The sequence below is a fragment of the Pseudomonas sp. yb_9 genome, assembly GCF_043103635.1.
GTDB classification, from domain to species: domain Bacteria; phylum Pseudomonadota; class Gammaproteobacteria; order Pseudomonadales; family Pseudomonadaceae; genus Aquipseudomonas; species Aquipseudomonas monteilii.
Map to the genome: position 1 here is coordinate 64,117 of NZ_JBICKA010000016.1, position 25,292 is coordinate 89,408.

Annotated in this window: 31 protein-coding genes; 25 read left to right on the forward strand and 6 right to left on the reverse strand. The window is 63.6% G+C overall.

Annotated features, from left to right (window positions below; genetic code table 11):
* Genes gspF through ACF8MI_RS04285 form a run of 8 tightly spaced genes read left to right on the forward strand, consistent with a single transcriptional unit; the run spans position 1 to position 5,153 of the window.
* Positions 1-1,203: a type II secretion system inner membrane protein GspF gene (gspF, locus tag ACF8MI_RS04250; protein ID WP_060497410.1), complete on the forward strand. Its 1,203-nt coding sequence runs from the start codon at positions 1-3 to the stop codon at positions 1,201-1,203.
* A gap of 17 nt (positions 1,204-1,220) precedes the next feature.
* A complete protein-coding gene (gene gspG / locus ACF8MI_RS04255) occupies positions 1,221-1,655 on the forward strand; it encodes a type II secretion system major pseudopilin GspG (RefSeq protein WP_016713017.1) in 435 nt (144 codons plus the stop codon).
* A gap of 2 nt (positions 1,656-1,657) precedes the next feature.
* Positions 1,658-2,089, forward strand: a complete 432-nt coding sequence (gene gspH, locus ACF8MI_RS04260) for a type II secretion system minor pseudopilin GspH (protein ID WP_060497409.1) — start codon at positions 1,658-1,660, stop codon at positions 2,087-2,089.
* Positions 2,086-2,454, forward strand: coding sequence for a type II secretion system protein GspI (locus tag ACF8MI_RS04265; protein WP_060497408.1), 369 nt, complete (start codon positions 2,086-2,088; stop codon positions 2,452-2,454). Before gspH ends, ACF8MI_RS04265 begins: the two co-directional genes overlap by 4 nt.
* Positions 2,451-3,041, forward strand: coding sequence for a prepilin-type N-terminal cleavage/methylation domain-containing protein (locus tag ACF8MI_RS04270; RefSeq protein ID WP_200928765.1), 591 nt, complete (start codon positions 2,451-2,453; stop codon positions 3,039-3,041). The genes ACF8MI_RS04265 and ACF8MI_RS04270 overlap by 4 nt, the downstream gene beginning before the upstream one ends.
* Positions 3,038-4,114 carry a GspL/Epsl periplasmic domain-containing protein gene (locus ACF8MI_RS04275; protein ID WP_104835415.1) on the forward strand — a complete coding sequence of 359 codons (1,077 nt, stop codon included), beginning with the start codon at positions 3,038-3,040 and terminating at the stop codon, positions 4,112-4,114. Before ACF8MI_RS04270 ends, ACF8MI_RS04275 begins: the two co-directional genes overlap by 4 nt.
* Positions 4,111-4,497: a type II secretion system protein GspM gene (gene gspM / locus ACF8MI_RS04280; RefSeq protein WP_060497406.1), complete on the forward strand. Its 387-nt coding sequence runs from the start codon at positions 4,111-4,113 to the stop codon at positions 4,495-4,497. The genes ACF8MI_RS04275 and gspM overlap by 4 nt, the downstream gene beginning before the upstream one ends.
* Positions 4,494-5,153 (forward strand): general secretion pathway protein GspN, encoded by a 660-nt coding sequence (locus ACF8MI_RS04285; RefSeq protein WP_104834067.1) that lies wholly within the window; start codon positions 4,494-4,496, stop codon positions 5,151-5,153. Before gspM ends, ACF8MI_RS04285 begins: the two co-directional genes overlap by 4 nt.
* A gap of 30 nt (positions 5,154-5,183) precedes the next feature.
* On the opposite strand, the gene ACF8MI_RS04290 is transcribed toward ACF8MI_RS04285, so the two are convergent.
* Positions 5,184-5,738: a murein L,D-transpeptidase family protein gene (locus ACF8MI_RS04290; RefSeq protein WP_104834068.1), complete on the reverse strand. Its 555-nt coding sequence runs from the start codon at positions 5,736-5,738 to the stop codon at positions 5,184-5,186.
* A gap of 25 nt (positions 5,739-5,763) precedes the next feature.
* Positions 5,764-6,321: an NUDIX hydrolase gene (locus ACF8MI_RS04295; RefSeq protein ID WP_104834069.1), complete on the reverse strand. Its 558-nt coding sequence runs from the start codon at positions 6,319-6,321 to the stop codon at positions 5,764-5,766.
* Between the two features lie 123 nt (positions 6,322-6,444).
* Here ACF8MI_RS04295 and ACF8MI_RS04300 point away from each other — a divergent pair, with 123 nt between their 5' ends.
* From ACF8MI_RS04300 to purT, 5 genes are all read left to right on the forward strand, one after another.
* Positions 6,445-7,044: a CoA pyrophosphatase gene (locus ACF8MI_RS04300; RefSeq protein ID WP_060497402.1), complete on the forward strand. Its 600-nt coding sequence runs from the start codon at positions 6,445-6,447 to the stop codon at positions 7,042-7,044.
* A gap of 44 nt (positions 7,045-7,088) precedes the next feature.
* Complete coding sequence (locus ACF8MI_RS04305) at positions 7,089-7,613, forward strand: gamma carbonic anhydrase family protein (RefSeq protein ID WP_060497401.1); 525 nt, start codon at positions 7,089-7,091, stop codon at positions 7,611-7,613.
* Complete coding sequence (locus tag ACF8MI_RS04310; RefSeq protein ID WP_060497400.1) at positions 7,603-7,800, forward strand: DUF1289 domain-containing protein; 198 nt, start codon at positions 7,603-7,605, stop codon at positions 7,798-7,800. Before ACF8MI_RS04305 ends, ACF8MI_RS04310 begins: the two co-directional genes overlap by 11 nt.
* Positions 7,801-7,897: 97 nt before the next feature.
* A complete protein-coding gene (locus ACF8MI_RS04315; RefSeq protein WP_060497399.1) occupies positions 7,898-8,365 on the forward strand; it encodes a VUT family protein in 468 nt (155 codons plus the stop codon).
* A 76-nt stretch (positions 8,366-8,441) separates the two neighbouring features.
* Positions 8,442-9,623 (forward strand): formate-dependent phosphoribosylglycinamide formyltransferase, encoded by a 1,182-nt coding sequence (gene purT / locus ACF8MI_RS04320; protein WP_104834070.1) that lies wholly within the window; start codon positions 8,442-8,444, stop codon positions 9,621-9,623.
* Between the two features lie 39 nt (positions 9,624-9,662).
* Here purT and ACF8MI_RS04325 read toward each other — a convergent pair whose 3' ends face one another.
* The 3 genes from ACF8MI_RS04325 to ACF8MI_RS04335 all read right to left on the reverse strand — a co-directional run bounded on the left by ACF8MI_RS04325 (position 9,663) and on the right by ACF8MI_RS04335 (position 13,264).
* Positions 9,663-10,964 (reverse strand): MFS transporter, encoded by a 1,302-nt coding sequence (locus ACF8MI_RS04325; protein WP_156867969.1) that lies wholly within the window; start codon positions 10,962-10,964, stop codon positions 9,663-9,665.
* A gap of 275 nt (positions 10,965-11,239) precedes the next feature.
* Complete coding sequence (locus ACF8MI_RS04330; protein WP_110742206.1) at positions 11,240-12,445, reverse strand: transporter associated domain-containing protein; 1,206 nt, start codon at positions 12,443-12,445, stop codon at positions 11,240-11,242.
* Positions 12,446-12,454: 9 nt separating this feature from the next.
* Entirely contained in the window at positions 12,455-13,264 is an 810-nt protein-coding gene (locus ACF8MI_RS04335) for an inner membrane protein YpjD (protein WP_060497395.1), read from the reverse strand.
* 313 nt (positions 13,265-13,577) lie between these two features.
* On the opposite strand from ACF8MI_RS04335, the gene ffh reads away from it, so the two are divergent.
* The 6 genes from ffh to ACF8MI_RS04365 all read left to right on the forward strand — a co-directional run bounded on the left by ffh (position 13,578) and on the right by ACF8MI_RS04365 (position 17,647).
* The gene (gene ffh / locus ACF8MI_RS04340) at positions 13,578-14,954 is read left to right on the forward strand and encodes a signal recognition particle protein (RefSeq protein ID WP_012270758.1); all 1,377 of its coding nucleotides are present in this window, start codon (positions 13,578-13,580) and stop codon (positions 14,952-14,954) included.
* A 247-nt stretch (positions 14,955-15,201) separates the two neighbouring features.
* The gene (gene rpsP / locus ACF8MI_RS04345) at positions 15,202-15,453 is read left to right on the forward strand and encodes a 30S ribosomal protein S16 (protein ID WP_008094480.1); all 252 of its coding nucleotides are present in this window, start codon (positions 15,202-15,204) and stop codon (positions 15,451-15,453) included.
* 5 nt (positions 15,454-15,458) lie between these two features.
* Positions 15,459-15,995 carry a ribosome maturation factor RimM gene (gene rimM, locus ACF8MI_RS04350; RefSeq protein ID WP_060497393.1) on the forward strand — a complete coding sequence of 179 codons (537 nt, stop codon included), beginning with the start codon at positions 15,459-15,461 and terminating at the stop codon, positions 15,993-15,995.
* 3 nt (positions 15,996-15,998) lie between these two features.
* On the forward strand, positions 15,999-16,751 hold the full coding sequence (trmD, locus tag ACF8MI_RS04355; protein ID WP_008094486.1) for a tRNA (guanosine(37)-N1)-methyltransferase TrmD: 753 nt from the start codon (positions 15,999-16,001) through the stop codon (positions 16,749-16,751).
* 42 nt (positions 16,752-16,793) lie between these two features.
* On the forward strand, positions 16,794-17,144 hold the full coding sequence (gene rplS, locus ACF8MI_RS04360) for a 50S ribosomal protein L19 (RefSeq protein WP_003252148.1): 351 nt from the start codon (positions 16,794-16,796) through the stop codon (positions 17,142-17,144).
* Between the two features lie 95 nt (positions 17,145-17,239).
* Complete coding sequence (locus ACF8MI_RS04365) at positions 17,240-17,647, forward strand: acyl-CoA thioesterase (protein WP_010952562.1); 408 nt, start codon at positions 17,240-17,242, stop codon at positions 17,645-17,647.
* Positions 17,648-17,650: 3 nt separating this feature from the next.
* Here the strand turns inward: ACF8MI_RS04365 and ACF8MI_RS04370 are convergent, their stop codons facing one another.
* Positions 17,651-19,456, reverse strand: a complete 1,806-nt coding sequence (locus ACF8MI_RS04370; RefSeq protein ID WP_200928764.1) for a sodium:proton antiporter — start codon at positions 19,454-19,456, stop codon at positions 17,651-17,653.
* A gap of 68 nt (positions 19,457-19,524) precedes the next feature.
* On the opposite strand from ACF8MI_RS04370, the gene xerD reads away from it, so the two are divergent.
* From xerD to ACF8MI_RS04400, 6 genes are all read left to right on the forward strand, one after another.
* Complete coding sequence (gene xerD, locus ACF8MI_RS04375; RefSeq protein WP_060497391.1) at positions 19,525-20,421, forward strand: site-specific tyrosine recombinase XerD; 897 nt, start codon at positions 19,525-19,527, stop codon at positions 20,419-20,421.
* Positions 20,422-20,574: 153 nt separating this feature from the next.
* The gene (locus ACF8MI_RS04380) at positions 20,575-21,318 is read left to right on the forward strand and encodes a thioredoxin fold domain-containing protein (RefSeq protein ID WP_060497390.1); all 744 of its coding nucleotides are present in this window, start codon (positions 20,575-20,577) and stop codon (positions 21,316-21,318) included.
* A gap of 83 nt (positions 21,319-21,401) precedes the next feature.
* Entirely contained in the window at positions 21,402-22,706 is a 1,305-nt protein-coding gene (locus ACF8MI_RS04385) for a homoserine dehydrogenase (RefSeq protein WP_016712995.1), read from the forward strand.
* Between the two features lie 55 nt (positions 22,707-22,761).
* Positions 22,762-24,171 (forward strand): threonine synthase, encoded by a 1,410-nt coding sequence (thrC, locus tag ACF8MI_RS04390; protein WP_060497389.1) that lies wholly within the window; start codon positions 22,762-22,764, stop codon positions 24,169-24,171.
* 220 nt (positions 24,172-24,391) lie between these two features.
* Positions 24,392-24,811 carry a response regulator gene (locus tag ACF8MI_RS04395; RefSeq protein ID WP_060497388.1) on the forward strand — a complete coding sequence of 140 codons (420 nt, stop codon included), beginning with the start codon at positions 24,392-24,394 and terminating at the stop codon, positions 24,809-24,811.
* A 79-nt stretch (positions 24,812-24,890) separates the two neighbouring features.
* Positions 24,891-25,172, forward strand: coding sequence for a DUF3509 domain-containing protein (locus ACF8MI_RS04400; protein WP_060497387.1), 282 nt, complete (start codon positions 24,891-24,893; stop codon positions 25,170-25,172).
* Positions 25,173-25,292: the final 120 nt, after the last annotated feature.

The window sequence follows — 25,292 nt, forward strand, 5'->3', positions numbered from 1 at the left end:
ATGCCGACGTATCGCTACCAGGCCGTCGACCTCGCCGGCAAAGCGCACAAGGCCAGCCTGCAAGCCGACAGCGAGCGCCATGCACGCCAGTTGTTGCGCGAGAAGGGTCTGTTCGCCCGCCAGTTGCAGCGCCAGGAAGCCGGAGCCCGGCAAGCCAGGCGCCAGCGTTTAAGCCGTGCCCAGCTCTGTGAACTGACCCGCCAGCTGGCGACCCTTATCGGGGCTGGCATCCCCTTGGTCGACGCGCTGGCTACCCTTGAACGCCAACTGCGCCAGCCGGCCCTGCACAGTGTGCTGGTGGCCCTGCGTGGGTCGCTCGCCGAAGGCCTGGGCCTGGCCCGCAGCCTGGCGCGCCAGGGGGCGCCGTTCACGGGTTTGTATTGCGCACTGGTCGAGGCCGGCGAGCGTTCCGGGCGCCTGGCACAGGTGCTTACACGGTTGGCCGACCACCTGGAGCAGGTACAGCGCCAGCAACATAAAGCCCGTACTGCGCTGATCTACCCCACCGTATTGATGGGCGTGTCACTTGCCGTGGTCGTCGGCCTGATGACCTTCGTCGTGCCCAAACTCACCGAACAATTCGCCCACGCAGGGCAAAGCCTGCCGCTGATCACCTCGCTGCTGATCGGCCTGAGCCAGGGGCTGGTACACGCCGGGCCGTGGTTGTTGGGGGGGGCGTTGGTGCTTGGCGTGCTCGGCGGCTGGTTGCTGCGCAAGCCGCATTGGTGCTTGCGCCGCGACCAGTTGCTGCTGCGCCTGCCGCGCATCGGCAGCCTGCTGCAGGTGCTGGAAAGCGCCCGCCTGGCGCGAAGCCTGGCGATTCTCAGTGGCAGTGGCGTGGCCTTGCTCGAAGCCTTGCAAGTGGCCACCGAAACCGTCGGCAACCGGCGCATCCGGCTGGCCATGGAGCAGGTGCGCCAGCAAGTGCAGGGCGGTACCAGCCTGCACCGAGCGCTGGATGCCAGCCAGCAATTCCCGCCGCTACTGGTGAACATGGTCGGCAGCGGCGAGGCCAGCGGCACCCTGGCCGACATGCTCGAACGCGTGGCCGACGACCAGGAGCGCGGCTTTGCCCGCCAGGTGGATACCGCCATGGCGCTGTTCGAACCCCTGATGATCCTGGTGATGGGCGCCGTGGTGCTGTTCATCGTGCTGGCGGTGCTGTTGCCGATCATGCAACTCAACCAGGGCCTGCAACTGTGACGACAAGGAGCTTTGCCATGCTGCATCGACGCAACCGCCAGCGCGGTTTCACCCTCATGGAAATCATGGTGGTGATCTTCATCATTGGCCTGCTCATCGCCGTGGTCGCGCCCAGCGTGCTGGGCAACCAGGACAAGGCCATGAAACAGAAAGTGATGGCCGACCTGGCCACCTTGGAGCAGGCGCTGGACATGTACCGGCTGGACAACCTGCGCTTCCCCAGCAGCGAGCAGGGTCTGGCCGCCCTGGTGAAAAAGCCGAGCCAGGAACCACTGCCACGGGCCTGGCGAAGTGACGGTTATGTGCGCCGCCTGCCAGAAGACCCGTGGGGCACTCCGTACCAGTACCGCATGCCCGGTGAGCATGGTCGGGTGGATGTTTACTCGCTGGGTGCGGACGGCCTGCCGGGCGGTGAAGGCCAGGATGCCGACCTGGGTAACTGGGAACTGTAAAGGTGCGCCGTCAGCGGGGCTTCAGCCTGATCGAATTGCTGGTGGTGCTGGCCATCGCCGGCCTGATGACGGGCCTGGCGGTGGCCGGGCTTGGCAGCGGTCAAGCCAATGTCGACCAGGCGTTGCAGCGCCTGGCGGCGGAAACCCGAGCGCAGGCCGTGTTGGCCCGACATGCCGGGCAACTGCGCGGGCTGCGCTGGAATGGCCAGCATCCGGAGTTTGTGCGACGCGAGGGGAATGCCTGGGTCGTCGAAGCCGTTTCGATGGGCGACTGGCCCAAGGGCCTGCACCCGGACTGGCCCGCCAGCCCGCAGCCGCGCCTGATGTTCACGCCGCATGGCTGGGCACAGTCAGGCAGCGTGATCTGGCGCTGGGCCGATGGCAGCCAGCAATGGGCCTGGGGCCGCGATGGTCGCTTGCAGGTGGCGCCATGAAGCAATGTCAGCGTGGCTTCACCTTGCTGGAGGTGACCGTAGCCTTGGCGATCGCTGCTGTGTTGGCGGTGATCACCAGCCAGGTCCTGCGTCAGCGCTTGGCCGTGCAGGACAACCTGCAGCAGCATCGCCTTGGCCTGCTGTGTGCGCGTGAGCTGCAAACCCGCTTCGCCGTTGAGCAGTTCTGGCCTGCCGCCAATCAGGCTAACGGCGAGCTGAGCCAGGGCGGCCAGCCGTGCCATTGGCAACTGCACCTGAGCCGCACCGGCGTGCGTGACCTGCGCCGGGGCGAGCTGCAACTGTTCGCCGACCGTGACCAGCGCCTGCCGCTGGGCCAGTACACCGTGTTTCTGGAGCGCCCATGAAGCGCCGCCAGGCTGGCTTGACCCTGATCGAGCTGATGGTCGCCCTGGCCCTGACAGCCTTGCTCGGCATCATGCTCGCCGCTTTGGTCAACGGCTGGCTCCAGGTTCGCGAACACCTTCAGGTCACCAGCCAACAAACCTCGGTGCTGGACTTCTGCCTGGCCTTGGAGCGCCGCTTCGACAGCCCGGTGCTGCGCCGGGTCTATGACCAGCGCCTGCCCTTGGCCAGCCGCTGGCTGGACTGGCAACCGGCAAGCCACCAATTGCAATGGGTCGCCGCCACCGGCCTGCCAGAGGCCGAGGGCGGCTCGCGCCTGCAGCGCCAACGCTTGCGCTTTGAGGCCCGCGATCAACGCCTGCTGCTGGAAAGCTCGGCCGACCTGTACGCGGCCGCCGCCCCGCGCTGGATACAACGCGAACAGCTCGACCGTGTCAGCGGGATGAACGTTCTTTATTACCAGGGCGGCCGCTGGCTGACCTGGCCTTCCGACCAGCCCGCGCATCCCGGCCGTGGTGTGCGCCTGCAATTGCAGCGTGATGGAGCCCCCTATGTCTGCACGTTCGCCCTCCCGTGGGGGCGCTCATGAAATTTGAATGGCGGCGACGAACGCCGGCTCAGCCGTGGTTGTTGCTGCGCCCCGGCGTTGTCTGGCACTGGGCACTGACCGAGAGCGGCGTCGTGCAGCGCCAAGGGCAGGGTGAGCCACCGGCGAACCTGCAAGCCCGGGTTGCACTGATTCTGCCTGCCGAGGCGTGCAGCGGCTTCCGCGTACCGGCTCCACCGGGGCTCAAGCGTGAAGAGTGGTCGTTGCTGCTTGAGGACTGCTTGCTGCAACCGCCGGACGAAGTGGACTGTGCCTGCCTGGCCCGAGAATCCGGGCACCTTCGTCTGCTGGTGGTGGCACGCCAGAAACTGGAGGGCTGGCGCGGGCAGTGTGCCGCATGGGGCCTGCAAGTGGAGCGTTGCTGGGCAGAGCCGCAGTTGCTACCTGCGGTAGAAGCAGGCACTGCTTGGCACTGGCAGCGCCCACCCGGCATGTCCTTGTACACAGGGTTGGGCGAAGACGAACAGGAGCACTGGCTGGCGTGGCCGGATGGACTGGGAGAAATGCCGCAGCAACCGTGGGCACACCTGAAAAAGGTGCCACTGAGTGGCGACTGGCCGACCGCGCTGGCGCCCCTCGATTCGCTGCCTGGCTTGTTCGAGCGTGGCCGCAAGGCACCTTCATTGCCTGTTGTTTCGCATCCGCAGCAACGGCTGTTGGCGGCTTGCCTGGTACTGGCGGCTGTATGGGGCGGCCTGTGGTTGAGCCAGCAATGGCGCCAGGCGCAACTCTGGCGCGCCCAGGTCATTGCCGTGACAGGTGAACAGGCCAGCCCACGGCATGCCGCTCAGGCCCTCAAGCGCCTGCGTGAAAGTGGGTTGCAACAGCAAGTGCGCACACGCCAGCTCGAAGACCTGCAGGCTACGTTGCAGGCGTGGCTGCGGGATCACCCCGGCTGGCGCCTGCAAGCCGTGCGCTTCGATGGCCAGCGCTGGCGCGTGCGGTTGGCGGGCGAGGGGGCCGTGCCACCTTGGCAAGACATGGCCAACGCTGCTGGCGCAACCGTGCAGGTGCTAAGTGGCGAAGTGATCTTCGACTTGGGAGCAGCCGTATGAACCGCGACTGGATGCAGCGTTATCGGTTGACGTTCGCCTGGTTGCTGATTGCCGTGTTGCTGGCCTTCCTGGCCCTGCGCGGTGGCTTGGCGCAATGGCGCGAACTCAGCCAGTGGCAGGGGCTGGCTGAACAAGCCGCCAGTTTGCAGGGTGGCCCTGGCTTGAGCATGGAGCGTCTGAAGCAGTCGGCCGAGGCGCGGCGGGTGGCGCTGGCCGAGGTCGATGAGCAAGGCAAAACCTGGCACCTGCGCGGGCAGGTGGCCGATGAGCGGGCGTTGCAAGACTGGTTGCAGGCCCTGCGCACCGAAGGCGCACAGCCGCTGCAATGGGGGCTGGAGCAGGATGGCAAGGTGTTACGCTTCGATCTGGTGGTGCAGCCATGAGCCGTAAAGCTGCGGCGTGGGTGCTGCTCGTGTTCGCCCTGACACTGCTGGTGGAGCTACCTGCCAGCTGGGTGGCACGCGGGCTCGGCCTGCCAATGCAGGATGCCCGTGGCAGCCTGTGGCAAGGTCACGCACAACAGTTGGGGCCCGTCGGGCCATTGCGTTGGTCGGTGGAGCCTTGGCACATGCAGGCCACTGCGCAGCTGGGGTTCCAAGGGCAAGCCTGGCAGCTGAGTACCGAAGGCTGGCCTTGGCGTTGGCGGCTGGAGGTAGCAGCCATGGGGCCCCAGGCTACGGTGGCGGCTGATTACCGCCTGGCTGGGCAGTGGCAGGGCGCAGTGCACCTGAACGGGGTAGGGCGCCAGTGCCTGTCCAGCGAGGGCCGCGTAACCGTGAGTGATCTGTCACTGAGCGAACCCTGGTCGCTGGGCCTGGGGCAGGGCTGGCTGGAAATGGACTGCCGCAGTGGCTGGCGCCTGCGTGGTCAACTGGCGCAGCAGGGGCAACATCAGTTGGCCGTGGATGCTGACCTGCCAAGGCGTCGGGTGCAGCTGGTATTCGAGTTGCAACCGGAGGCTGCGTTGACGCCCTTGTTGCGGGGGGCGCAGTGGTTGGGGCCGCAGGCGTTGGCAGGGCAGCGGGAGTTACGCTGGTAAACCTGTCGAAGCGGGTACTTGCTTGCAGGGCTAAGGCCGAATCTCGATCAACGTCCCATCCCGCACCAGGTCCCACACTTCCTGCATGTCACGGTTACGCATGGCAATGCAGCCATCGGTCCAGTCCAGGGTATGGAAGTACCATTCCGGGTATTCGTCGTTGATCGGCGTGCCGTGGATCATGATCATGCTGCCGGCACTCACCCCTTCGCGGGTGGCACGGGCGGCGTCGCTGATGTTCGGGTAATTGATGTGCATGGCCAGGTTGAAGCGGTCGCTTTGCTTGCGCCAGTCCAGCCAGTACAGGCCTTCGGGGGTTTTCTTGTCGCCTTCGCGCTCTTTGGCGCCCTTGGGCTGCTTGCCCAGGGAAATGCGGTAGGTTTTCAGCGGCTCGCCACGGCTGATCAGCTGCAGGCGGCGTTCGGACTTGATCACCAGCACCTTGTCGATCAGCGGTTGCATGGCCTGCTGCGAAGGCGAAGGCGTTTGCGCTGCCGGTAAGGGCTTGCGGATGATGGTCTCGGTGAAGGCCGCCTGGGACACCGAGGTAACGCAGAGGCAGAAAAGGGCAAGCAACCAACGCATGTAACGGTATCCCTGAAGGCTTTTTCTATGTAGAGGTCGTGGTCGAGACGTTCATCGGCGGCAGGTACTCATGGCCAATGGGATAGTGCTGCCCGATGCGGTCGCGATAGTAGCATTCTAGTGTGCGCGTGACGGTGCGGAAAGCCAGCTCGCCCCACGGTATCTCATGTTCTTCGAACAAGCGCACTTCCAGGCTTTCGACACCCACATCAAAGGCAAGGTCCGCCAGCTCGGCGCGGAAGAACACATGCACCTGGTTGATGTGCGGCAAATCAAACAGTTGGTACAGGCTCATCGACCCGACCCGGGCGCAGGCTTCCTCGACCGTTTCGCGACGGGCGGCCTGGTCTAGGGTTTCGCCGTTCTCCATGAAGCCGGCGGGCAACGTCCAGTAACTCCGACGTGGCTCGATGGCGCGCCGGCACAGCAGCACCTGGCTGCCCCAGGTGGGCAACACCCCAGCAACGATGTTGGGGTTCTGGTAGTGGATGGTCTGGCAAGACTCGCAGATATACCGCAGGCGGCTGTCGCCTTCGGGGATCCGCTGTATGACTGGCTGGCCGCACGCGCTGCAGAATTTCATGTGTAGGTCCTTTTGCCTGGGGCTATCTTGGCGTGTCGGCAAGGCCGCCGCAAGCGCAGGGGCTTGGGTGCTTCGCGGCTTTGGTGCATCATGCAAGGCAGGCCTTGGATACGAGTGTGCGCAATGCTGGACGAGCTACTTCGCCGAATGAGCAACCACCAACCCGCATCATTGGAAACCGACCGGCGGTTCCCTGAAGCGGCGGTTCTTTTGCCCATTACCCGCAGCGAAGCGCCTGAACTGGTCCTTACCTTGCGCGCCAAGGGCCTGTCCACACATGGTGGCGAAGTGGCCTTTCCTGGTGGCCGTCGCGACCCAGAAGACCCTGACCTGGTGTTCACCGCGCTCCGTGAAGCCGAAGAAGAAATCGGCCTGCCGCCGGGGCTGGTGGAAGTGATCGGCCCGCTCAGCCCGCTGATTTCGCTGCATGGCCTTAAAGTGACGCCATTCGTCGGGGTTATTCCCGACTTCGTCGAATACCGCGCCAACGACGCCGAAATCGCGGCAGTATTCACCGTGCCGCTGGAATTCTTCCGCCAGGACCCACGCGACCATACCCACCGTATCGATTACCAGGGGCGCAGCTGGTATGTGCCCAGCTACCGCTATGGCGACTACAAGATCTGGGGGTTGTCGGCGATCATGATCGTGGAACTGGTCAACGTGTTGTTCGATGCCGGCATCAGCCTGCACCAGCCCCCTGAGCGTTACATCGAAAACTGAGCGGGGCCAACCCCGCCGTCTGCGTTCCAGCCTGAGGAGCAAGCATGAAATACCGCCTGGGCGACCTGCGGGTCGAGAGCCACCCCACCAGTTGGGCCGCACCCAACGCCACACTGATTGGCAGCGTGCGCCTGCAGGCCGATGCCAGCGTATGGTTTGGCGCGGTACTGCGCGGGGATAACGAGCTGATCGACATTGGCGAGGGCAGCAACGTGCAGGATGGCACGGTGATGCACACCGACATGGGCTCGCCGCTGACCTTGGGCAAGGGTGTGACCGTTGGCCACAACGCCATGCTGCATGGCTGCACGGTGGGCGACTACAGCCTGGTCGGTATCAATGCGGTGATCCTCAACGGCGCGCGCATCGGCAAACACTGCATCATCGGCGCAAATGCACTGATCGCCGAGGGCAAGGAAATACCCGATGGGTCGCTGGTGATGGGCTCTCCGGGCAAGGTGGTACGTGAGTTGACCGAGCAGCAGAAGCGCATGCTCGAAGCCAGCGCCGCGCACTATGTGCATAATGCCCGGCGTTATGCGCAGGAACTGGTGGTTGATGATGAGTGATGTTGCAGAGCGGCCGGTAGCCTCGCCGTGCGTGAGCATTTGTGCGCTGGACGAGCAGGATATCTGCACCGGGTGCCAGCGTACCGTGGCTGAGATTGGCCGCTGGGGGCGGATGGACAATGAAGAGCGGCGGGCGGTGCTCAAGCTTTGCCATGAAAGGGCAGTAGAGGCCGGGCTGATTCTCTGATGCACCGCGTTGGTAGCACCGGCCTTGCCGGTGTTCGCGGGTTTACCCACGAAGAAGCCAGCGGTAATCTGTAGGGCTTGCCCACAGACGACTCGCCATGTTCTATCTGATTGCCTATATCAGCAGCGTAGTGCTGATCAACTACGCCTTCTCTAGCGCCCCGCACCTGGACATCATCTGGTCCGCCTGGGGCGGTCTGGTGTTCATCCTGCGCGACATGGTGCAGACCCGCTTCGGCCACGGCGCCCTGGTGGCCATGCTGGTGGCCCTGGTGCTGTCCTACGTCACCTCGGAGCCGGCCATCGCCTTGGCCAGCGCCACCGCGTTCTTCATTTCCGAGCTGATCGACTGGCTGGTGTTCAGCATCACCCGCCGGCCGCTGCGCGACCGCCTGTGGCTGAGCTCGGCACTGAGCATTCCGGTGGATACCTTCATCTTCTTCGGCATGATCGGCGCCCTGACGCCTGCGATAGTCGGTACCGCCATGGCCTCGAAGTTTGCCGGTGTCACCGCCGTGTGGCTGGCCATGGCATTTCGCGCCCGGCGCGCCGCCGTTGCGGGCTGATGGTGTAGAATAGTGGTCCTTTTTCAGCGGGCGGCGCACAGCCTGGCGCGGCCCCGGACGCCTTCGAGGACCTGAAATGACCCGTATCGGAACCCCTTTGTCGCCAACCGCGACCCGTGTACTGCTGTGCGGCTGTGGCGAGTTGGGCAAGGAAGTGGTGATCGAGCTGCAGCGCCTGGGCGTCGAAGTGATCGCCGTCGACCGCTACGCCGATGCCCCGGCCATGCAGGTGGCGCACCGCAGCCACGTGGTCAACATGCTCGATGGTGTTGCCCTGCGCGCTGTGATCGAGGCAGAGAAGCCGCACTATATCGTCCCTGAAATCGAAGCCATCGCCACCGCCACCCTGGTCGAGCTGGAAAGCGAAGGTTTCAACGTGGTGCCTACTGCCCGTGCTACGCAGTTGACCATGAACCGTGAAGGCATCCGCCGCCTGGCCGCTGAAGAGCTGGACCTGCCGACGTCGCCGTACCACTTTGCCGACACCTATGAAGACTTCGCCAAGGGCGTGGCCGATGTCGGCTACCCGTGCGTGGTCAAGCCAGTAATGAGCTCGTCGGGCAAGGGCCAGAGCCTGCTGCGCAGCGATGCCGACTTGCAGAAAGCGTGGGACTACGCCCAGGAAGGCGGCCGCGCTGGCAAGGGCCGGGTGATCGTCGAGGGCTTCATCGACTTTGAATACGAAATCACCCTGCTGACGGTACGCCACGTCGGTGGTACCACCTTCCTGGAGCCGGTTGGCCACCGCCAGGAGAAGGGCGACTATCAGGAGTCGTGGCAGCCACAGGCCATGAGCCCGAAAGCGCTGGCCGAGTCGCAGCGCGTGGCCAAGGCAGTCACCGATGCCCTGGGCGGTCGCGGGCTGTTTGGCGTGGAACTGTTCGTGAAGGGCGACCAGGTGTGGTTCAGCGAAGTGTCGCCGCGCCCGCATGACACCGGCCTGGTCACCCTGATTTCCCAGGACCTGTCGCAGTTCGCCCTGCATGCCCGTGCCATTCTCGGCCTGCCGATTCCGGTGGTGCGCCAGTTTGGCCCGTCGGCCTCGGCGGTCATCCTGCCGGAAGGGCAGTCGCAGCAGACCAGCTTCGCCAACCTGGGCGCAGCGCTGAGCGAGCCGGATACCGCCATTCGCCTGTTCGGCAAGCCGGAAATCAACGGTACCCGCCGCATGGGCGTGTGCCTGGCGCGTGATGAATCGGTTGAATTGGCGCGCGCCAAGGCGACCCGTGCATCGCAAGCGGTCAAGGTCGAGTTCTGATCTGAGACCGTGTGGGGCTGCAAAGCAGCCCCAGCTTTCTCAAAGTTCGGTGTTACGGGTCTCTTTCAGGCACAGCACAGCAATCAGGCTGATCACCGCCGCCGCCGACACATACCCTCCCACCCAGCTCAACCCACCCATGTTCACCAGCTTCTGGGCAAAGAACGGTGCCGCCGAAGCCCCGACGATCCCGCCCAGGTTATACGCCGCCGAAGCGCCGGTATAACGCACGTGGGTCGGGAACAGTTCAGGCAGCAGTGCCCCCATCGGCGCAAAGGTCACGCCCATCAGGAACAGCTCGATGGCCAGGAACAGCGCCACACCGGTGGTCGAGCCCGAGGTCAGCAGCGGTTCCATGGTAAAGCCCGAAGCCACCGCCAGCAGGCCACCGACGATCAGCACCGGCTTGCGCCCGTAACGGTCGCTGAGCCAGGCCGACAGCGGTGTGGCCAAGGCCATGAACACCACCGCGAAGCACAGCAGGCCAAGGAACGTCTCGCGGCTGTAGCCCAGTGTGGTCACGCCATAGCTCAGCGAGAACACTGTAGAGATGTAAAACAGCGCGTAGCACACCACCATGGCCGCAGCGCCCAGCAGGGTTGGCACCCAGTACTTGGAAAACAGGTCGACCACCGGCATTTTCACCCGCTCGTGGCGGGCAACGGCCTTGGCGAATACCGGGCTTTCTTCAAGCTTCAGACGCACATAGAGCCCCACCAGCACCAGCGCGGCGCTGAGCAGGAACGGAACACGCCAGCCCCACTCACGGAACTGCTCGTCGCTGAGCACCAGGGCCAGGGTCAGGAACAGGCCGTTGGCAGCCAAAAAGCCGATCGACGGCCCAAGTTGCGGGAACATGCCGAACCAGGCTCGTTTGCCTGCCGGGGCGTTCTCGGTGGCCAGCAGCGCCGCGCCACCCCATTCACCGCCCAGGCCCAGGCCTTGGCCAAAGCGCAGCAGGCAGAGGATGATCGGCGCCCACACGCCAATGCTGTCATAGCCTGGCAGCACGCCAATGGCCGTGGTGGACACACCCATCAGCAGCAGCGAGGCGACCAAGGTTGATTTACGGCCGATGCGGTCGCCGAAATGCCCGAACAGCGCCGAGCCCAATGGGCGGGCAAGGAAGGCAATACCAAAGGTGAGGAACGCCGCCAGCATCTGCGCAGTGCCCGACCCCGACGGGAAGAACACCGGGCCGATCACCAGGGCAGCGGCGGTGGCGTAAACGTAAAAGTCGTAGAACTCGATGGCAGTGCCGATAAAGCTGGCAGTGGCCACCCGTGCCGGCGAGTTGACCGGCGCGGCAGGCGCTTCGGCATAGGTGCTGCTGGTTGTCATTAAGTAGGTCCCTAACAGTCTGGTCCAGCTCCATGGGCTTTGCCCGCGACGATGTGCAATGCAAAAGGGCAGGCATAGATGCGCGGACGCCGGAGCGTTTTGTTGTTGTGTGCGCCCGACTGACGATAGCCCAAGGGGGATAGGGGCGTGGCGGGCTCTGTTCGGGGTGTTGAAGCAGGACCGCAGGGCGTGTCAGTGGAGCGGACTGGCCGTGTAGCGCCGGGTGCGGGTAGCAGGCGGGACGGCGGGGCTGGGTAAGCGTGACCCGATTATAGCTATCGGGTCACGGTCCACACCAGTACCTTGCTGGCACAATTGTCCTCTGTTTCGAGGATTTCCAGGCGATAGCGGCCGATCTTCAGGCAAACGGCGCTTTCCGGGATGCTCTCCAGCGCTTCGGTCACCAGCCCGTTGAGGGTTTTCGGCCCACCGTCGCAGGGCAGGTGCCAGCCCAGGGTTCGGTTGATTTCGCGTAGCGACGCAGTGCCATCGATGACGAACGTGCCATCGGGCTGCGGGTGTACATGGGGGTTGTCCAGGCTTTGCTCGTCCTCGAACTCGCCGACGATCTCTTCGAGGATGTCTTCCAGGGTGACAATGCCCAGCACCTCGCCGTACTCATCCACCACCACGCCCAGCCGGCGCTGTTGCTTGTGAAAGTTCAGCAGCTGCATTTGTAGCGGCGTGCTTTCCGGCACGAAATAGGGTTCGTAGCAGGCGCTGTGCAGCGCCTCAAGGGTCAGTTCGGCCTTGGGTAGCAGGTGGCTGATCAGTTTGGTGTTGAGGATCGCCTCAACCTGGTTGATGTCGTTGTGGTAGACCGGCAGGCGGGTGTGGCGGCTGACGATCAGCTGCTCGATGATGCGCTCGATCGGCTCGTCGAGGTTGATGCCGTCCACTTCATTGCGCGGCACCAGGATGTCATTGACGGTGATCTTGTCCAGCGATTGCAGGCCGTCGAGCAACCCGTGGCGAGGTGTTTCGTGTTCTTCGTCTTCGTCGAAATCATCGGCTTCCTGCGGGTGCAGGGCCACAGCGGTTGGTTGCACGCGGAACGGGCGCAGCAGCAGTTTGGCGAAGCCGTCCAGCAGGCAGGCCAGCGGCTGCAGCAGGGCGAGGGGCACTTTCAGCAGGCTGGCCCCCAGGCTGACGAACGCCTGTGGGTTGCGCCGGGCCAGGCGCCGTGGCAGGTACTCGGCAAAAACCAGCAAGGTGAAGGTAGCGGCCAACCCCGCCAGCCAGAAGCCGTGCTCGCCGCTATGACGCTGGCCCAGCAGGCAGGCCAGGCCTAGTACCAGCAGCTTGCCGAGGCTGGCGCACAGCACCAGGGCCTGGGCCGGCAGGGCGAGCGTGCCGTCTTCGTGGGTGCGCAGCGAGCCATTGAGCTGCAGGCGGGCGGCATCCACGGCAGTGAACAGTGCTGACCACAACAGGGCCAGTGCGAGGGTGCCGAATAGCGGTGCGTACGGCAGGGTGTCCATGGGCGGCCGTCAGATATGCAGGATGAATTCGCGAACCAGCTTGCTGCCGAAGTAGGCCAGCATCAGCAGGCAGAAACCGGCCAGCGTCCAGCGGATAGCCTTGTGGCCACGCCAGCCGAGGCGGGTGCGGCCCCACAGCAGTACGCTGAACACCACCCAGGCGACACAGGCCAGCAAGGTCTTGTGCACCAGGTGCTGGGCGAACAGGTTGTCGAGGAACAGCCAGCCAGAGATCAGCGACAGCGACAACAGGCACCAGCCGGCCCAGAGGAAGCCGAACAGCAGGCTTTCCATGGTTTGCAGGGGCGGGAAGTTGCGGATCAGCCCGGACGGGTGCTTGTTCTTCAGCTGGCGGTCCTGCAGCAGCAACAGCAGCGACTGGAACACTGCGATGGTGAACAGCCCGTAGGCCAGGATCGACAGCAGGATGTGCGCGAGGATGCCAGGTTCTTCGTTGATCAGCGGCACCGTGCCGGGTGGCGCGAACTGGGCCAGCAGCGCGGTTACCGCACCCAGCGGGAACAGCAGCACCAGCAGGTTTTCCACCGGGATGCGCAGGCAGGCCAGCAGGGTCAGGGCAATGACGGCTACGGCGATCAGGCTGGCGGCACTGAAGAAGTCCAGGCTCAGGCCCAGCGGGGTGATCAGCTGGAAGAACAGTGCACCGGCCTGGGCCAGCACCGCGAAGGCACCCAGCAGGCCAGGCAGACGCTTGTCGGCCTTGCGGCCCTGGGCAAGGTGCGTGCCCTGGTAGATGGCTGCGGCTATATAGAGGCCGGCGGCGATCAGGTTGGGGATGAGGCTGGGTGAGGAGACCATAAGTCCTGGTTGGCGAGCCTTAAAGAGACGGAGTTTGGCATAGATTCCGCTGCTCTAGGAAGACTGAAGGCTTGTGTCAGGGCATTCGCGGGCACGCCCGCTCCCACAGCTCCTGCACAGGCTCCGAAAGTGGTGAAGATCCTGTGGGAGCGGGCGAGCCCGCGAAGAGGCCTGTATTGCCACCGACCATCTCCCAAGGTGTGCGCCGCCGCCGCACTTCGCTATAATCGCCGCCTTGCTGTGCCCGGCGGGTGTGTATTTCCCCCAGGGCGCCTGACAAACCTCGGCTTTTACTGGGCCTGAAAGGATCACCATGTTCGAAAACCTGACCGACCGCCTGTCACAGACGCTGCGCCATGTCACCGGCAAGGCCAAGCTGACCGAAGACAACATCAAGGACACGCTGCGCGAAGTGCGCATGGCCCTGCTCGAGGCCGACGTTGCCCTGCCGGTGGTCAAGGATTTCGTCAACAGCGTCAAGGAGCGTGCGGTCGGCACCGAAGTGTCGCGCAGCCTCACCCCGGGCCAGGCGTTCGTGAAGATCGTCCAGGCCGAGCTGGAAAGCCTGATGGGCGCGGCCAACGAAGACCTCGCGCTGAACGCCGCCCCGCCAGCCGTCGTGCTCATGGCCGGCCTGCAGGGCGCCGGTAAGACCACCACCGCCGGCAAGCTGGCGCGCTTCCTTAAAGAGCGCAAGAAAAAGAGCGTGATGGTGGTGTCCGCCGACGTTTACCGCCCGGCGGCGATCAAGCAGCTGGAAACCCTGGCCAACGACATCGGCGTCACCTTCTTCCCGTCCGACATCAGCCAGAAGCCGGTGGCCATTGCCGAAGCGGCTATCCGCGAAGCCAAGCTGAAATTCATCGACGTGGTCATCGTCGACACCGCCGGCCGTCTGCACATCGACGCCGACATGATGGATGAGATCAAGGCGCTGCACGCTGCGGTCAAGCCGATCGAGACCCTGTTCGTGGTTGACGCCATGACCGGCCAGGACGCCGCCAACACCGCCAAGGCGTTTGGCGAGGCGCTGCCACTGACCGGCGTGGTGCTGACCAAGGTCGACGGTGATGCCCGTGGCGGTGCTGCGCTGTCGGTGCGCGCCATTACCGGCAAGCCGATCAAGTTCATCGGTATGGGCGAGAAGACCGAGGCCCTCGAGCCGTTCCACCCCGACCGCGTCGCTTCGCGCATCCTCGGCATGGGCGACGTGCTCAGCCTGATCGAGCAGGCCGAGCAGACCATCGACAAGGCCAAGGCCGACAAGCTGGCCAAGAAGCTGAAGAAAGGCAAAGGCTTCGACCTCGAAGACTTCCGTGACCAGCTGCAACAAATGAAGAACATGGGCGGCCTTGGCGGTCTGATGGACAAGCTGCCGAGCATCGGTGGGGTCAACCTGTCGCAGATGGGTAACGCACAAGGCGCCGCCGAGAAGCAGTTCAAGCAGATGGAAGCGATCATCAACTCCATGACCCCGGCCGAGCGCCGCGACCCTGACCTGATCAGCGGTTCGCGCAAGCGCCGTATCGCCCTGGGTTCCGGTACCCAGGTGCAGGACATCGGCCGGCTGATCAAACAGCACAAGCAGATGCAGAAGATGATGAAGAAATTCTCTGCCAAAGGCGGCATGGCCAAGATGATGCGCGGCCTGGGCGGTATGCTGCCTGGCGGCGGCATGCCGAAGCTGTAACACCTATTCCGGGCGCCTGCCGTTTATCGGGCAGGCGCCCAGAACCCCCGTCTCGGCGGGGCAACGGCCGCGAATTTCGCGGCGCAACCGGCAAATCTGGACGGTGGGGCAAAGCCTTGCCGAAAAAGTCATTTGCAAATGTCCGTGTATTCCCCGAGAATATGCGGCCTTTTGGGCACCCGTGTGCCTATTTGGCATTCAGATTTGCAGTACAAACTGCAACACCGACTATAGGAACGATGTTCACATGGTAACCATTCGTCTGGCCCGTGGCGGCTCGAAAAAGCGCCCATTCTACCACCTGACCGTGACCAACTCGCGTAACGCCCGTGACGGCCGTTTCGTTGAGCGCGTTGGCTTCTTCAACCCGATCGCATCTGGCGCCGAAGTCAAGCTGTCGGTCAACCAAGAGCGCGTCACCTACTGGCTGAGCCAGGGCGCACAGCCGTCTGAGCGCGTTGCTCAGCTGCTGAAGGACGCTGCCAAGGCCGCTGCCTGAACAGTATGAACGCGACGCCAGAAAAGGCTGATGACCTCATCGTCGTCGGCAAGATTTTTTCGGTTCACGGCGTTCGCGGCGAGGTGAAGGTGTATTCCTTTACCGATCCGATTGAAAACCTGTTGGATTATCCGCGCTGGACGCTTCGGCACGAAGGCAAGGTAAAGCAGGTCGAGCTGGTCAACGGTCGTGGCTCCCAAAAGGGCCTGGTCGTGAAGCTTAAAGGCCTCGACGATCGCGATGAAGCCCGTCTTCTGAGCGGTTATGAAATCTGCATTTCGCGGAGCCTTTTGCCCAACCTGGCGGCCGACGAGTACTACTGGTACCAGTTGGAAGGCCTGAAGGTCATCAACCAGGACGAACAGCTGTTCGGCAAGGTCGATCACCTGTTGGAGACCGGTGCGAACGATGTAATGGTGGTCAAGCCCTGCGCAGGCAGCCTGGATGATCGCGAGCGTCTGTTGCCCTATACGGCGCAATGCGTGCTCAACATCGACCTGGAAGCAGGCGTGATGCGGGTTGAATGGGACGCGGACTTCTAAACGATGGGTAACCTTCGCGTAGACGTCATCACGTTGTTCCCCGAGATGTTCTCGGCCATCACGGAGTACGGCATTACCAGCCGCGCGGTGAAACAGGGGTTGCTTCAGGTGACTTGCTGGAACCCGCGGGACTACACCACAGATCGTCACCATACGGTAGATGATCGGCCGTTTGGCGGTGGTCCGGGCATGGTGATGAAAATCAAGCCTCTGGAAGACGCCCTGGTTAGCGCCAGGCAAGCGACTGGAGCATCGGCAAAGGTGATCTACCTTTCGCCACAAGGCCGCAAGCTGACTCAGCAGGCGGTCAAAGGCCTGGCCGAACAGGAATCGTTGATCCTGATCGCCGGTCGTTATGAAGGCATCGACGAGCGCTTTATCGAGGCTCATGTCGATGAGGAGTGGTCGATTGGGGACTATGTGCTTTCCGGTGGCGAGCTGCCGGCCATGGTACTGATCGATGCGGTTACACGGCTGCTGCCCGGAGCTTTAGGGCATGTGGACTCGGCGGAAGAAGATTCCTTCACCGACGGTCTGCTGGATTGCCCGCACTACACCCGACCTGAGGTGTATGCGGATCAGCGTGTTCCCGACGTGTTGCTAAGTGGCAACCATGCACATATCCGGCGTTGGAGGATGAAGCAGTCCCTTGGTAGGACCTTCGAACGACGCGCCGATCTTCTGGAAAGTCGCTCGCTTTCTGGAGAAGAGAAGAAGCTGCTCGAGGAATACCTCCGCGAGCGGGACGATAGTTAAACGTATCGATGGTGGATCGCGTATCCATCTTAGGAGCACAGCATGACCAACAAGATCATCCAGCAGCTCGAAGCCGAGCAGATGAGCAAGGAAATCCCGACCTTCGCACCAGGCGACACCGTTGTCGTTCAGGTTAAAGTGAAGGAAGGTGAGCGTTCCCGTCTGCAGGCGTTCGAAGGCGTTGTTATCGCCAAGCGTAACCGCGGTCTGAACAGCGCCTTCACCGTGCGCAAGATCTCCAGCGGCGTTGGCGTAGAGCGTACCTTCCAGACCTACAGCCCGCAAATCGACAGCCTGGCCGTGAAACGTCGTGGTGACGTGCGTAAAGCCAAGCTGTACTACCTGCGCGACCTGTCCGGCAAAGCCGCTCGCATCAAGGAAAAACTGTCCTGAGTGCAGTTTGCCCGGTGGCCGAGGCCGCCTAGCGAGAAAAAAGCAGCCTTCGGGCTGCTTTTTTGCGTTTTGAACCGTTCAAAGATGTGAATGCCATGACTACCCGAGACCAGGAAATCCAGCGCCGTACCGAGCTGTCGGTGACTCGCGTGACCAAGGCGGTGTTCCCCAACACCACCAACCACCACAACACCCTGTTCGGCGGCACCGCCCTGGCCTGGATGGACGAAGTGTCGTTCATCGCCGCCACGCGCTTTTGCCGCCTGCCGCTGGTGACCGTGTCCACCGATCGCATCGACTTCAAGCACCCGATTCCGGCGGGCTCGATCGTCGAACTGGTGGGCACGGTGATCAAAGTGGGTAATACCAGCTTGCAGGTGCAGGTGGACGTGTTTGTCGAGAACATGTACCTGGACGGCCGCGAACGGGCCATTCACGGTGTGTTCAGCTTTGTCGCCATTGACGAGGACAAGCGCCCGGTGCCGGTGCTCCCGGGCGCTTGAGTGTCAGGGCTCCGGGGCAGGCTCGATCAACGCCACCAGGGTCCAGCCCGGTTGTGGCTGTAGCGGGTCGTCGGGGCTGGCGACATGCACCCAGCCCTGCCCGTCGCGCGCGAACAGCAAGTGTGCACGCTCGCCATGCAGAGCCTGGTAGGCATCCCAGTCAAAGCCTTCGGTCAGGTTGGTACTGTACAGTTCGGCGCCCTGATGCAGGCGGGTGGCCAGTTGCAGATAGGTCATCGGGCTGGCCCCCAGGAGATGCCCCCGATGCTCTTCGGCAGCTCGGTGCTTGTCGCTGCGTTGCTTCTCCAGGCCGCTGGCCAGCACGAACAGCCGGCCGTTACCGAAGTCATGGCGGAACCTTGCGCAGGCCAGGGCGTTGATTTCGCCAGCGGGAGACAGCCCCAGCAAGTGCCCGAGGCCGACCAGATCCAGGTGCGCGTCGGCATGTTGCGAGGCGGGGTTGCCAAAGTAGGTCGGTAGCCCGTCCATGCGCGCGGCGCGAATGTTTTCCCAGCTGGAGTCTGTCAGCAAAACCCGACAACCCAATTGCTGCAGGGCTTTGGCGATGGCCCGGGCCGGCTCGCTGGCACCGACCACCAGAAAACCACTGGGCGCCGGTTCGGCGACCTTGAGCAGGCGTGCCAGCGGCCTGGCCGTGGCGCTTTGCAGTACCACCGTGCCGATGATCACGGCGAAGGTCAGCGGCACCAGCAGCAAGGCGTCCGGGTGCCCGGCCTGATGAAGGCGGATGGCGAAAATCGCTGAAACGGCGGCGGCAACGATGCCGCGTGGGGCAATCCAGGCCAGCAGCGCCCGTTCCCGCCAACTGAGCGGCGAGCCCAGTGTGGCCAGCCACACGTTCAGCGGGCGTGCCAGCAGCTGGATCACCAGCAACAACGCCAGTACCGCCGGGCCGAGGCCCAGCAGGGCATGCAGGTCAAGGCGCGCAGCCAGCAGGATGAACAGGCCGGAAATCAGCAGTACGCTGAGGTTCTCCTTGAAGTGCAGGATCTGCCGCACATCCACCCCGCGCATGTTGGCCAGCCACATGCCCATCACGGTCACTGCCAGTAACCCGGACTCGTGCACGATCTGGTTGGCGGCGATGAGAATACCCAGCACCGCCGCCAGGGATGCGAGGTTGTGCAGGTATTCCGGCAGCCATTGCTCGCGCATGATTTGCCCCAGCAGCCAACCCCCGGCTGCACCCAGGGCGGTACCGCAGAAAATGACCCCCGCAAAGGTAGTGAGGCTCTGGAACAGGCCATTGCCGTCTGCACTGGCGATGATGAAGCTGTACACCACCACGGCCAGCAGCGCACCGATGGGGTCGATCATGATCCCTTCCCAGCGCAGGATGTTGGCGATGGTCGACTTTGGCCGCACCACGCGCAGCATCGGCACGATCACAGTGGGGCCAGTCACAAGGGTCAAGGTGCCGAACAGAATCGCCAGCGGCCAGTCGAACCCCAGCAGCCAGTGGGTCGCCAGGGCGATGACCAGCCAGGTGACCAGCGCGCCCACGGTGACCAGGCGATGCACCACGCTGCCGATTTCACGCCACTGCGACAGGTGCAGGGTGAGGCTGCCTTCGAACAGGATCAGCGCCACTGCCAGCGACACCAGCGGCATCAGCAGTCGGCCGAACAACGCCTCGGGGTCGAGCCAGCCCAGTGCCGGGCCGGCAATGATCCCGGTCAGCAGCAGAAACAGAATCGCCGGTAGCTTCAGGCGCCAGGCCAGCCACTGGCAGGCCAGTGCAGCGGCGCCGATGCCGCCGACGCTAAGTAGTATCTGCTCTTCGCTCATGTGGGCTCCCTATGCTTGCGCTGTTATGAAAGACTAAGCATCAATCCGCCGTTTGCCACCGAGTTTTCATGTCCGCCCTCGACCATCCCCTGATCGACCAGTTTCTTGACGCCCTGTGGCTCGAAAAAGGCCTGTCCGACAATACCCGCGTGTCCTACCGCAGCGACCTGGCCCTGTTCAACGGCTGGCTGCAGGCGCACTCGGTTTCCTTGCCTGATGCCGGCCGTGACCTGATCCTCGACCACCTGGCCTGGCGCCTCGACCAGGGCTACAAACCACGCTCCACGGCACGCTTCCTTTCCGGCCTGCGCGGCTTCTTCCGCTACCTGCTGCGGGAAAAACTGGTGGCCATCGACCCGACCCTGCAGGTCGAGATGCCGCAGCTGGGCAAGCCGCTGCCCAAGTCGCTCTCCGAAGCCGACGTCGAGGCTTTGCTGCAAGCTCCGGACCTGGGCGAAGCCATTGGCCAGCGCGACCGCGCCATGCTTGAAGTGCTGTATGCCTGCGGCCTGCGCGTGACCGAACTGGTCAGCCTGACCCTCGATCAGGTCAATCTGCGCCAGGGTGTACTGCGTGTGATGGGCAAGGGCAGCAAGGAACGCCTGGTGCCGATGGGGGAAGAAGCGGTCGTGTGGCTGGAGCGCTATCAACGTGACGGTCGCGCCGAACTGCTCAATGGCCGCCCCAGCGACGTGCTGTTCCCCAGCCTGCGTGGCGAGCAGATGACCCGGCAGACCTTCTGGCACCGCATCAAGCATCACGCCCGTGTTGCCGGCATCGACAAGCCGCTGTCGCCGCATACCCTGCGTCACGCCTTCGCCACCCACCTGCTCAACCATGGCGCCGACTTGCGCGTGGTGCAGATGCTGCTTGGCCACAGCGACCTGTCCACCACGCAGATCTACACCCACGTCGCCAAGGCCCGTCTGCAGCAGTTGCACGCCCAGCACCACCCGCGTGGATGAATGTTTTTCATGTTCCGCCGACTGGTCCTTGCAAGGCCCTTCACCGACGGTGTGATGTGGTAGGCTTGGGCGGTTTGCACCAAGGGCCGCACGGCCACCGCGTTTTTTCCGCAGGTGGCGCCCTCCGGTCCCTGTCCGCCTTCAGGAGTTCCCATGCGCGTGACCCAGTTTTTCGCCGCCGCCGCGTTGGCGCTGGCCAGTACGTTTGCCGTAGCTGCGGCAACCGATAGCAATGCCGTTGCCGAGCAGGCCATCCGTAAATCGTTGCAGAACCTTGAGCTGGAAGTGCCCGTGGAAAGCGTGGCCAGCAGCCCGCTCAACGGCCTTTATGAAGTGAAGCTGCAGGGCGGCCGCGTGTTGTACGCCAGCGCCGACGGCCAGTTCGTGATGCAGGGCTACCTGTTCCAGATCCAGGACGGCAAGCCGGTCAACCTCACCGAAAAAACCGAGCGCCAAGGCATCGCCAAGCTCATCAACGGCATTCCAGCCGCCGAGATGGTGGTTTATCCTGCCAAGGGTGAGACCAAGTCGCACATTACCGTATTCACGGACACCACCTGCCCGTACTGCCACAAGCTGCACGCCGAAGTGCCCGAGCTGAACCGTCGCGGTATCGAAGTGCGCTACGTCGCCTTCCCGCGTCAGGGCCTCGGCTCGCCGGGTGACCAGCAGTTGCAGGCGGTGTGGTGCTCCAGCGACCGCCGTGGGGCGATGGACAAGATGGTCGAAGGCGAAGAAATCAAGGCTGCCAAGTGCACCAACCCGGTCAGCAAGCAGTTCCAGCTGGGCCAGTCGATCGGCGTCAACGGCACGCCGGCCATCGTGCTTGAAAGCGGCCAGGTCATTCCGGGCTACCAGCCGGCACCGCAGGTCGCCAAGCTGGCACTGGCCAAGTAATCCAATTCAGTACGCCGTCGTCATGGGGTGACGGCATGTTTCACGGTCGGCAAACGTGCTGGCCGTTCAATGGGGAGTTCACAGTGAAACCGGTCAAAGTAGGCATCTGTGGGTTGGGGACCGTCGGTGGCGGAACCTTCAATGTACTTCAGCGCAACGCCGAGGAGATTGCCCGCCGTGCCGGGCGCGGTATTGAAGTGGCACAGATCGCCATGCGCTCGCAGAACCCGAACTGCCAGATTACCGGTACCCCCATTACCGCTGACGTGTTCGAAGTTGCGAGCAACCCGGAGATCGACATTGTCATCGAGCTGATCGGTGGCTACACCATCGCCCGCGACCTGGTACTCAAGGCCATTGAAAACGGCAAGCACGTGGTCACCGCCAACAAGGCGCTGATTGCCGTGCACGGCAACGAAATCTTCGCCAAGGCCCGCGAGAAGGGCGTCATCGTCGCCTTCGAAGCGGCCGTGGCTGGCGGCATCCCGGTGATCAAGGCCATCCGCGAGGGCCTGTCGGCCAACCGCATCAACTGGCTGGCCGGTATCATCAACGGCACCGGCAACTTCATCCTCACCGAAATGCGCGAGAAGGGCCGCGCCTTCCCGGACGTGCTGGCCGAAGCCCAGGCGCTGGGTTACGCCGAAGCCGACCCGACCTTCGACGTCGAGGGTATCGACGCCGCGCACAAGCTGACCATCCTGGCGTCCATCGCCTTCGGCATCCCGTTGCAGTTCGACAAGGCCTACACCGAAGGCATCACCCAGCTGACCACCGCTGACGTGAACTATGCCGAGGCCCTGGGCTACCGCATCAAGCACCTGGGTGTGGCGCGTCGGACTGCAGAAGGCATCGAGCTGCGCGTACACCCCACGCTGATCCCGGCTGACCGCCTGATCGCCAACGTCAACGGCGTGATGAACGCCGTGATGGTCAACGGTGACGCCGCCGGTTCCACCCTGTACTACGGCGCGGGCGCCGGCATGGAGCCTACCGCTTCGTCGGTGGTCGGTGACCTGGTGGATGTGGTGCGTGCCATGACCTCCGACCCGGAAAACCGCGTGCCGCACCTGGCCTTCCAGCCAGACGCGCTGTCGGCCCACCCGATCCTGCCGATCGAAGCCTGCGAAAGCGCCTACTACCTGCGCATCCAGGCCAAGGATCACCCGGGTGTACTGGCCCAGGTGGCCAGTATCCTGTCGGAGCGTGGCATCAACATCGAGTCGATCATGCAGAAGGAAGCCGAAGAGCAGGACGGCCTGGTACCGATGATCCTGCTGACCCACGGCGTGGTCGAGCAGCGTATCAACGATGCCATCGTCGCCCTGGAAGCCCTGCAGGACGTGGTCGGCAAGGTCGTGCGCATCCGCGTCGAACAGCTCAATTAATTGTGTTCTCGGGCCGCTGGTGCGGCCCGGGCCTTAGCATCGAAGGTTTGCACCCATGCGCTATATCAGTACCCGCGGCCAGGCACCGGCCCTGAATTTCGAAGACGTGCTGCTGGCTGGCCTTGCCAGTGACGGCGGCCTGTACGTACCCGAGAACCTGCCACGCTTCACCCAGGAAGAAATCGCCTCGTGGGCCGGCCTGCCGTACCACGAACTGGCCTTCCGTGTGATGCGTCCGTTCGTCGAAGGCAGCATCGCCGACGCCGATTTCAAGAAGATCCTTGAAGAAACCTACGGCGAGTTCGCCCACGCCGCAGTCGCCCCGCTGCGTCAGCTGAACAGCAACGAGTGGGTGCTGGAGCTGTTCCACGGCCCGACCCTGGCGTTCAAGGACTTCGCCCTGCAGCTGCTCGGCCGCCTGCTCGACCACGTGCTGGCCAAGCGCAACGAGCGCGTGGTGATCATCGGCGCCACCAGCGGTGACACCGGTTCCGCCGCCATCGAAGGCTGCCGCCGTTGCGACAACGTCGACATCTTCATCCTGCACCCGCACCAGCGCGTGTCGGAAGTGCAGCGCCGCCAGATGACCACCCTCTTCGGCGACAACATCCACAACATCGCCATCGAAGGTAACTTCGACGACTGCCAGGAAATGGTCAAGGCCAGCTTCGCTGACCAGTCGTTCCTCAAGGGCACCCGCCTGGTAGCGGTCAACTCGATCAACTGGGCGCGGATCATGGCCCAGATCGTCTACTACTTCCATGCAGCCCTGCAGTTGGGTGGCCCGGCGCGTTCGATCGCGTTCTCGGTCCCTACCGGCAACTTTGGCGACATCTTCGCCGGTTACCTGGCGCGCAACATGGGCCTGCCGGTCAGCCAGCTGATCGTCGCCACCAACCGCAACGACATCCTGCACCGCTTCATGAGCGGCAACCAGTATGTGAAGGAAACCCTGCACGCGACCCTGTCGCCGTCGATGGACATCATGGTTTCGTCCAACTTCGAACGCCTGTTGTTCGACCTGCACGGCCGCAACGGTGGCGCCATCGCCGAACTGATGGCCAACTTCAAGCAGGGCGGTGGTTTCAGCGTCGAGCAAGACCGCTGGACCGAAGCGCGCAAGCTGTTCGACTCGCTGGCCGTCAGCGACGAGCAAACCTGCGAGACCATTGCCGAGGTGTTCGCCGCCACGGGTGAAGTGCTCGACCCGCATACCGCAATCGGCGTCAAAGCCGCGCGCGAGTGCCGTCGCAGCCTGGCCACGCCGATGGTGGTGCTGGGTACCGCCCACCCGGTCAAGTTCCCGGAAGCGGTGGAGAAGGCAGGTGTTGGCAAGGCGCTGGAGCTGCCGGCACACCTCAGCGATCTGTTCAGCCGTGAAGAGCGTTGCACGGTACTGGCCAATGACCTGAAAGCTGTTCAGAGCTTTGTCAGCCAGCACGGCAACCGCGGCAAACCGCTGTAACAGCCGGGGCCGCGTTGCGGCCCATCGCCGGCAAGCCAGCGCCCACCTCGATCGCGTAAATCCAAGGTCATGTGCAATACATGTGGGAGCTGGCTTGCCGGCGATGGGCTGCAAAGCAGCCCCAAAATCTCGGATTTTTCTTGGGCGGCGCAGGAAAAATCTCATTCTTCCATGCCAAGCGCAACGCTAACTTAGCCGGTCCTCCCACCAGGAGCGGCTCATGCACCAGCCCTATGTGTTGATTCACCAGGCTCGCCCATCCCACCAGATCCTCCTGCACCAGGCCCTCAACGCTCAAGGCCTGTTCAATGTGCGCATCAGCGCGAACGCCACCGACCTGGACGCCTGCCTGAACGCTGAGCGTCGCCCCGACCTGCTGATTCTCGACCATGCCATGCCAACTCGCGCAGGCCTTGCCTTGCTCGCCCGGCAGCATCGGTCACGCGCGTTGCTGTTCGTCGGCAAAGCCCCACCGAAGCATCAGAACCTAGCTCAGGAGGCAAGAAACCAAGGGCTATGGGTGCTCGCCGAGCTGCCCTGGCCGCTGTCGATGCCGGGCCTGCAGCATGCCCTGCAAACACTGCAGGCCCGCCCGAGGCAGCGTATTCAAACTGTCATCTCAGCCCCGCATGCTCACTGAAGCGGGCGCGGTTTGACGAACTTTCTGCGGCGCCTGCTGGTCAGTTCCTTTAGATCCCACCACGCAGCGAGTGATCCGGATGGAAAGAATCTGCAGCCTGCTCAACGACGCCCTGACCCCCTACCAGACTCACCTCGGCATCACCGATGCCAATGGCAATCGCCAACTGACCGTTTACGACCGCCTCGCCGGCATCACCCTGCGGCGCACGGTCAGCGAGCGCCAGTTGAAGGAGCAACGCCTGTTGATCGATCTGGTGGATGGCCTGCACCGTGACCTGCAGATCGCCGAAGGGCGCTTGCAGCCCTGCGTGATCGCGGCATTGCAGCAGCGTCAACAACCGCAGGGAACCTTTGCCTGAGTGGTTTATCAGACACTGTAGGGGCAGCCAGCCAGTGCTTTGCTCCGGCGCTGGCAAGGCTGTCACGGGAAGTCCCCAAGGACTTTCGCTTGGCCCCGGGCGTCTTCCCCAGCGTCCGGG

What these genes read in the sequence shown, in the direction of transcription:
- ACF8MI_RS04330 (WP_110742206.1), bottom strand. Translation starts at nt 12,445, where the DNA reads ATGGACACCCTGCCGTACGCACCGCTATTCGGCACCCTCGCACTGGCC.
- gspG (WP_016713017.1), top strand. Translation starts at nt 1,221, where the DNA reads ATGCTGCATCGACGCAACCGCCAGCGCGGTTTCACCCTCATGGAAATC.
- gspF (WP_060497410.1), top strand. Translation starts at nt 1, where the DNA reads ATGCCGACGTATCGCTACCAGGCCGTCGACCTCGCCGGCAAAGCGCAC.
- ffh (WP_012270758.1), top strand. Translation starts at nt 13,578, where the DNA reads ATGTTCGAAAACCTGACCGACCGCCTGTCACAGACGCTGCGCCATGTC.
- ACF8MI_RS04395 (WP_060497388.1), top strand. Translation starts at nt 24,392, where the DNA reads ATGCACCAGCCCTATGTGTTGATTCACCAGGCTCGCCCATCCCACCAG.
- rimM (WP_060497393.1), top strand. Translation starts at nt 15,459, where the DNA reads ATGAACGCGACGCCAGAAAAGGCTGATGACCTCATCGTCGTCGGCAAG.
- ACF8MI_RS04285 (WP_104834067.1), top strand. Translation starts at nt 4,494, where the DNA reads ATGAGCCGTAAAGCTGCGGCGTGGGTGCTGCTCGTGTTCGCCCTGACA.
- trmD (WP_008094486.1), top strand. Translation starts at nt 15,999, where the DNA reads ATGGGTAACCTTCGCGTAGACGTCATCACGTTGTTCCCCGAGATGTTC.
- ACF8MI_RS04295 (WP_104834069.1), bottom strand. Translation starts at nt 6,321, where the DNA reads ATGAAATTCTGCAGCGCGTGCGGCCAGCCAGTCATACAGCGGATCCCC.
- ACF8MI_RS04380 (WP_060497390.1), top strand. Translation starts at nt 20,575, where the DNA reads ATGCGCGTGACCCAGTTTTTCGCCGCCGCCGCGTTGGCGCTGGCCAGT.
- ACF8MI_RS04290 (WP_104834068.1), bottom strand. Translation starts at nt 5,738, where the DNA reads ATGCGTTGGTTGCTTGCCCTTTTCTGCCTCTGCGTTACCTCGGTGTCC.
- gspM (WP_060497406.1), top strand. Translation starts at nt 4,111, where the DNA reads ATGAACCGCGACTGGATGCAGCGTTATCGGTTGACGTTCGCCTGGTTG.
- ACF8MI_RS04370 (WP_200928764.1), bottom strand. Translation starts at nt 19,456, where the DNA reads ATGAGCGAAGAGCAGATACTACTTAGCGTCGGCGGCATCGGCGCCGCT.
- ACF8MI_RS04315 (WP_060497399.1), top strand. Translation starts at nt 7,898, where the DNA reads ATGTTCTATCTGATTGCCTATATCAGCAGCGTAGTGCTGATCAACTAC.
- rplS (WP_003252148.1), top strand. Translation starts at nt 16,794, where the DNA reads ATGACCAACAAGATCATCCAGCAGCTCGAAGCCGAGCAGATGAGCAAG.
- ACF8MI_RS04365 (WP_010952562.1), top strand. Translation starts at nt 17,240, where the DNA reads ATGACTACCCGAGACCAGGAAATCCAGCGCCGTACCGAGCTGTCGGTG.
- xerD (WP_060497391.1), top strand. Translation starts at nt 19,525, where the DNA reads ATGTCCGCCCTCGACCATCCCCTGATCGACCAGTTTCTTGACGCCCTG.
- ACF8MI_RS04270 (WP_200928765.1), top strand. Translation starts at nt 2,451, where the DNA reads ATGAAGCGCCGCCAGGCTGGCTTGACCCTGATCGAGCTGATGGTCGCC.
- rpsP (WP_008094480.1), top strand. Translation starts at nt 15,202, where the DNA reads ATGGTAACCATTCGTCTGGCCCGTGGCGGCTCGAAAAAGCGCCCATTC.
- ACF8MI_RS04275 (WP_104835415.1), top strand. Translation starts at nt 3,038, where the DNA reads ATGAAATTTGAATGGCGGCGACGAACGCCGGCTCAGCCGTGGTTGTTG.
- ACF8MI_RS04325 (WP_156867969.1), bottom strand. Translation starts at nt 10,964, where the DNA reads ATGACAACCAGCAGCACCTATGCCGAAGCGCCTGCCGCGCCGGTCAAC.
- ACF8MI_RS04310 (WP_060497400.1), top strand. Translation starts at nt 7,603, where the DNA reads ATGATGAGTGATGTTGCAGAGCGGCCGGTAGCCTCGCCGTGCGTGAGC.
- ACF8MI_RS04265 (WP_060497408.1), top strand. Translation starts at nt 2,086, where the DNA reads ATGAAGCAATGTCAGCGTGGCTTCACCTTGCTGGAGGTGACCGTAGCC.
- ACF8MI_RS04305 (WP_060497401.1), top strand. Translation starts at nt 7,089, where the DNA reads ATGAAATACCGCCTGGGCGACCTGCGGGTCGAGAGCCACCCCACCAGT.
- thrC (WP_060497389.1), top strand. Translation starts at nt 22,762, where the DNA reads ATGCGCTATATCAGTACCCGCGGCCAGGCACCGGCCCTGAATTTCGAA.
- purT (WP_104834070.1), top strand. Translation starts at nt 8,442, where the DNA reads ATGACCCGTATCGGAACCCCTTTGTCGCCAACCGCGACCCGTGTACTG.
- ACF8MI_RS04400 (WP_060497387.1), top strand. Translation starts at nt 24,891, where the DNA reads ATGGAAAGAATCTGCAGCCTGCTCAACGACGCCCTGACCCCCTACCAG.
- ACF8MI_RS04300 (WP_060497402.1), top strand. Translation starts at nt 6,445, where the DNA reads ATGCTGGACGAGCTACTTCGCCGAATGAGCAACCACCAACCCGCATCA.
- ACF8MI_RS04335 (WP_060497395.1), bottom strand. Translation starts at nt 13,264, where the DNA reads ATGGTCTCCTCACCCAGCCTCATCCCCAACCTGATCGCCGCCGGCCTC.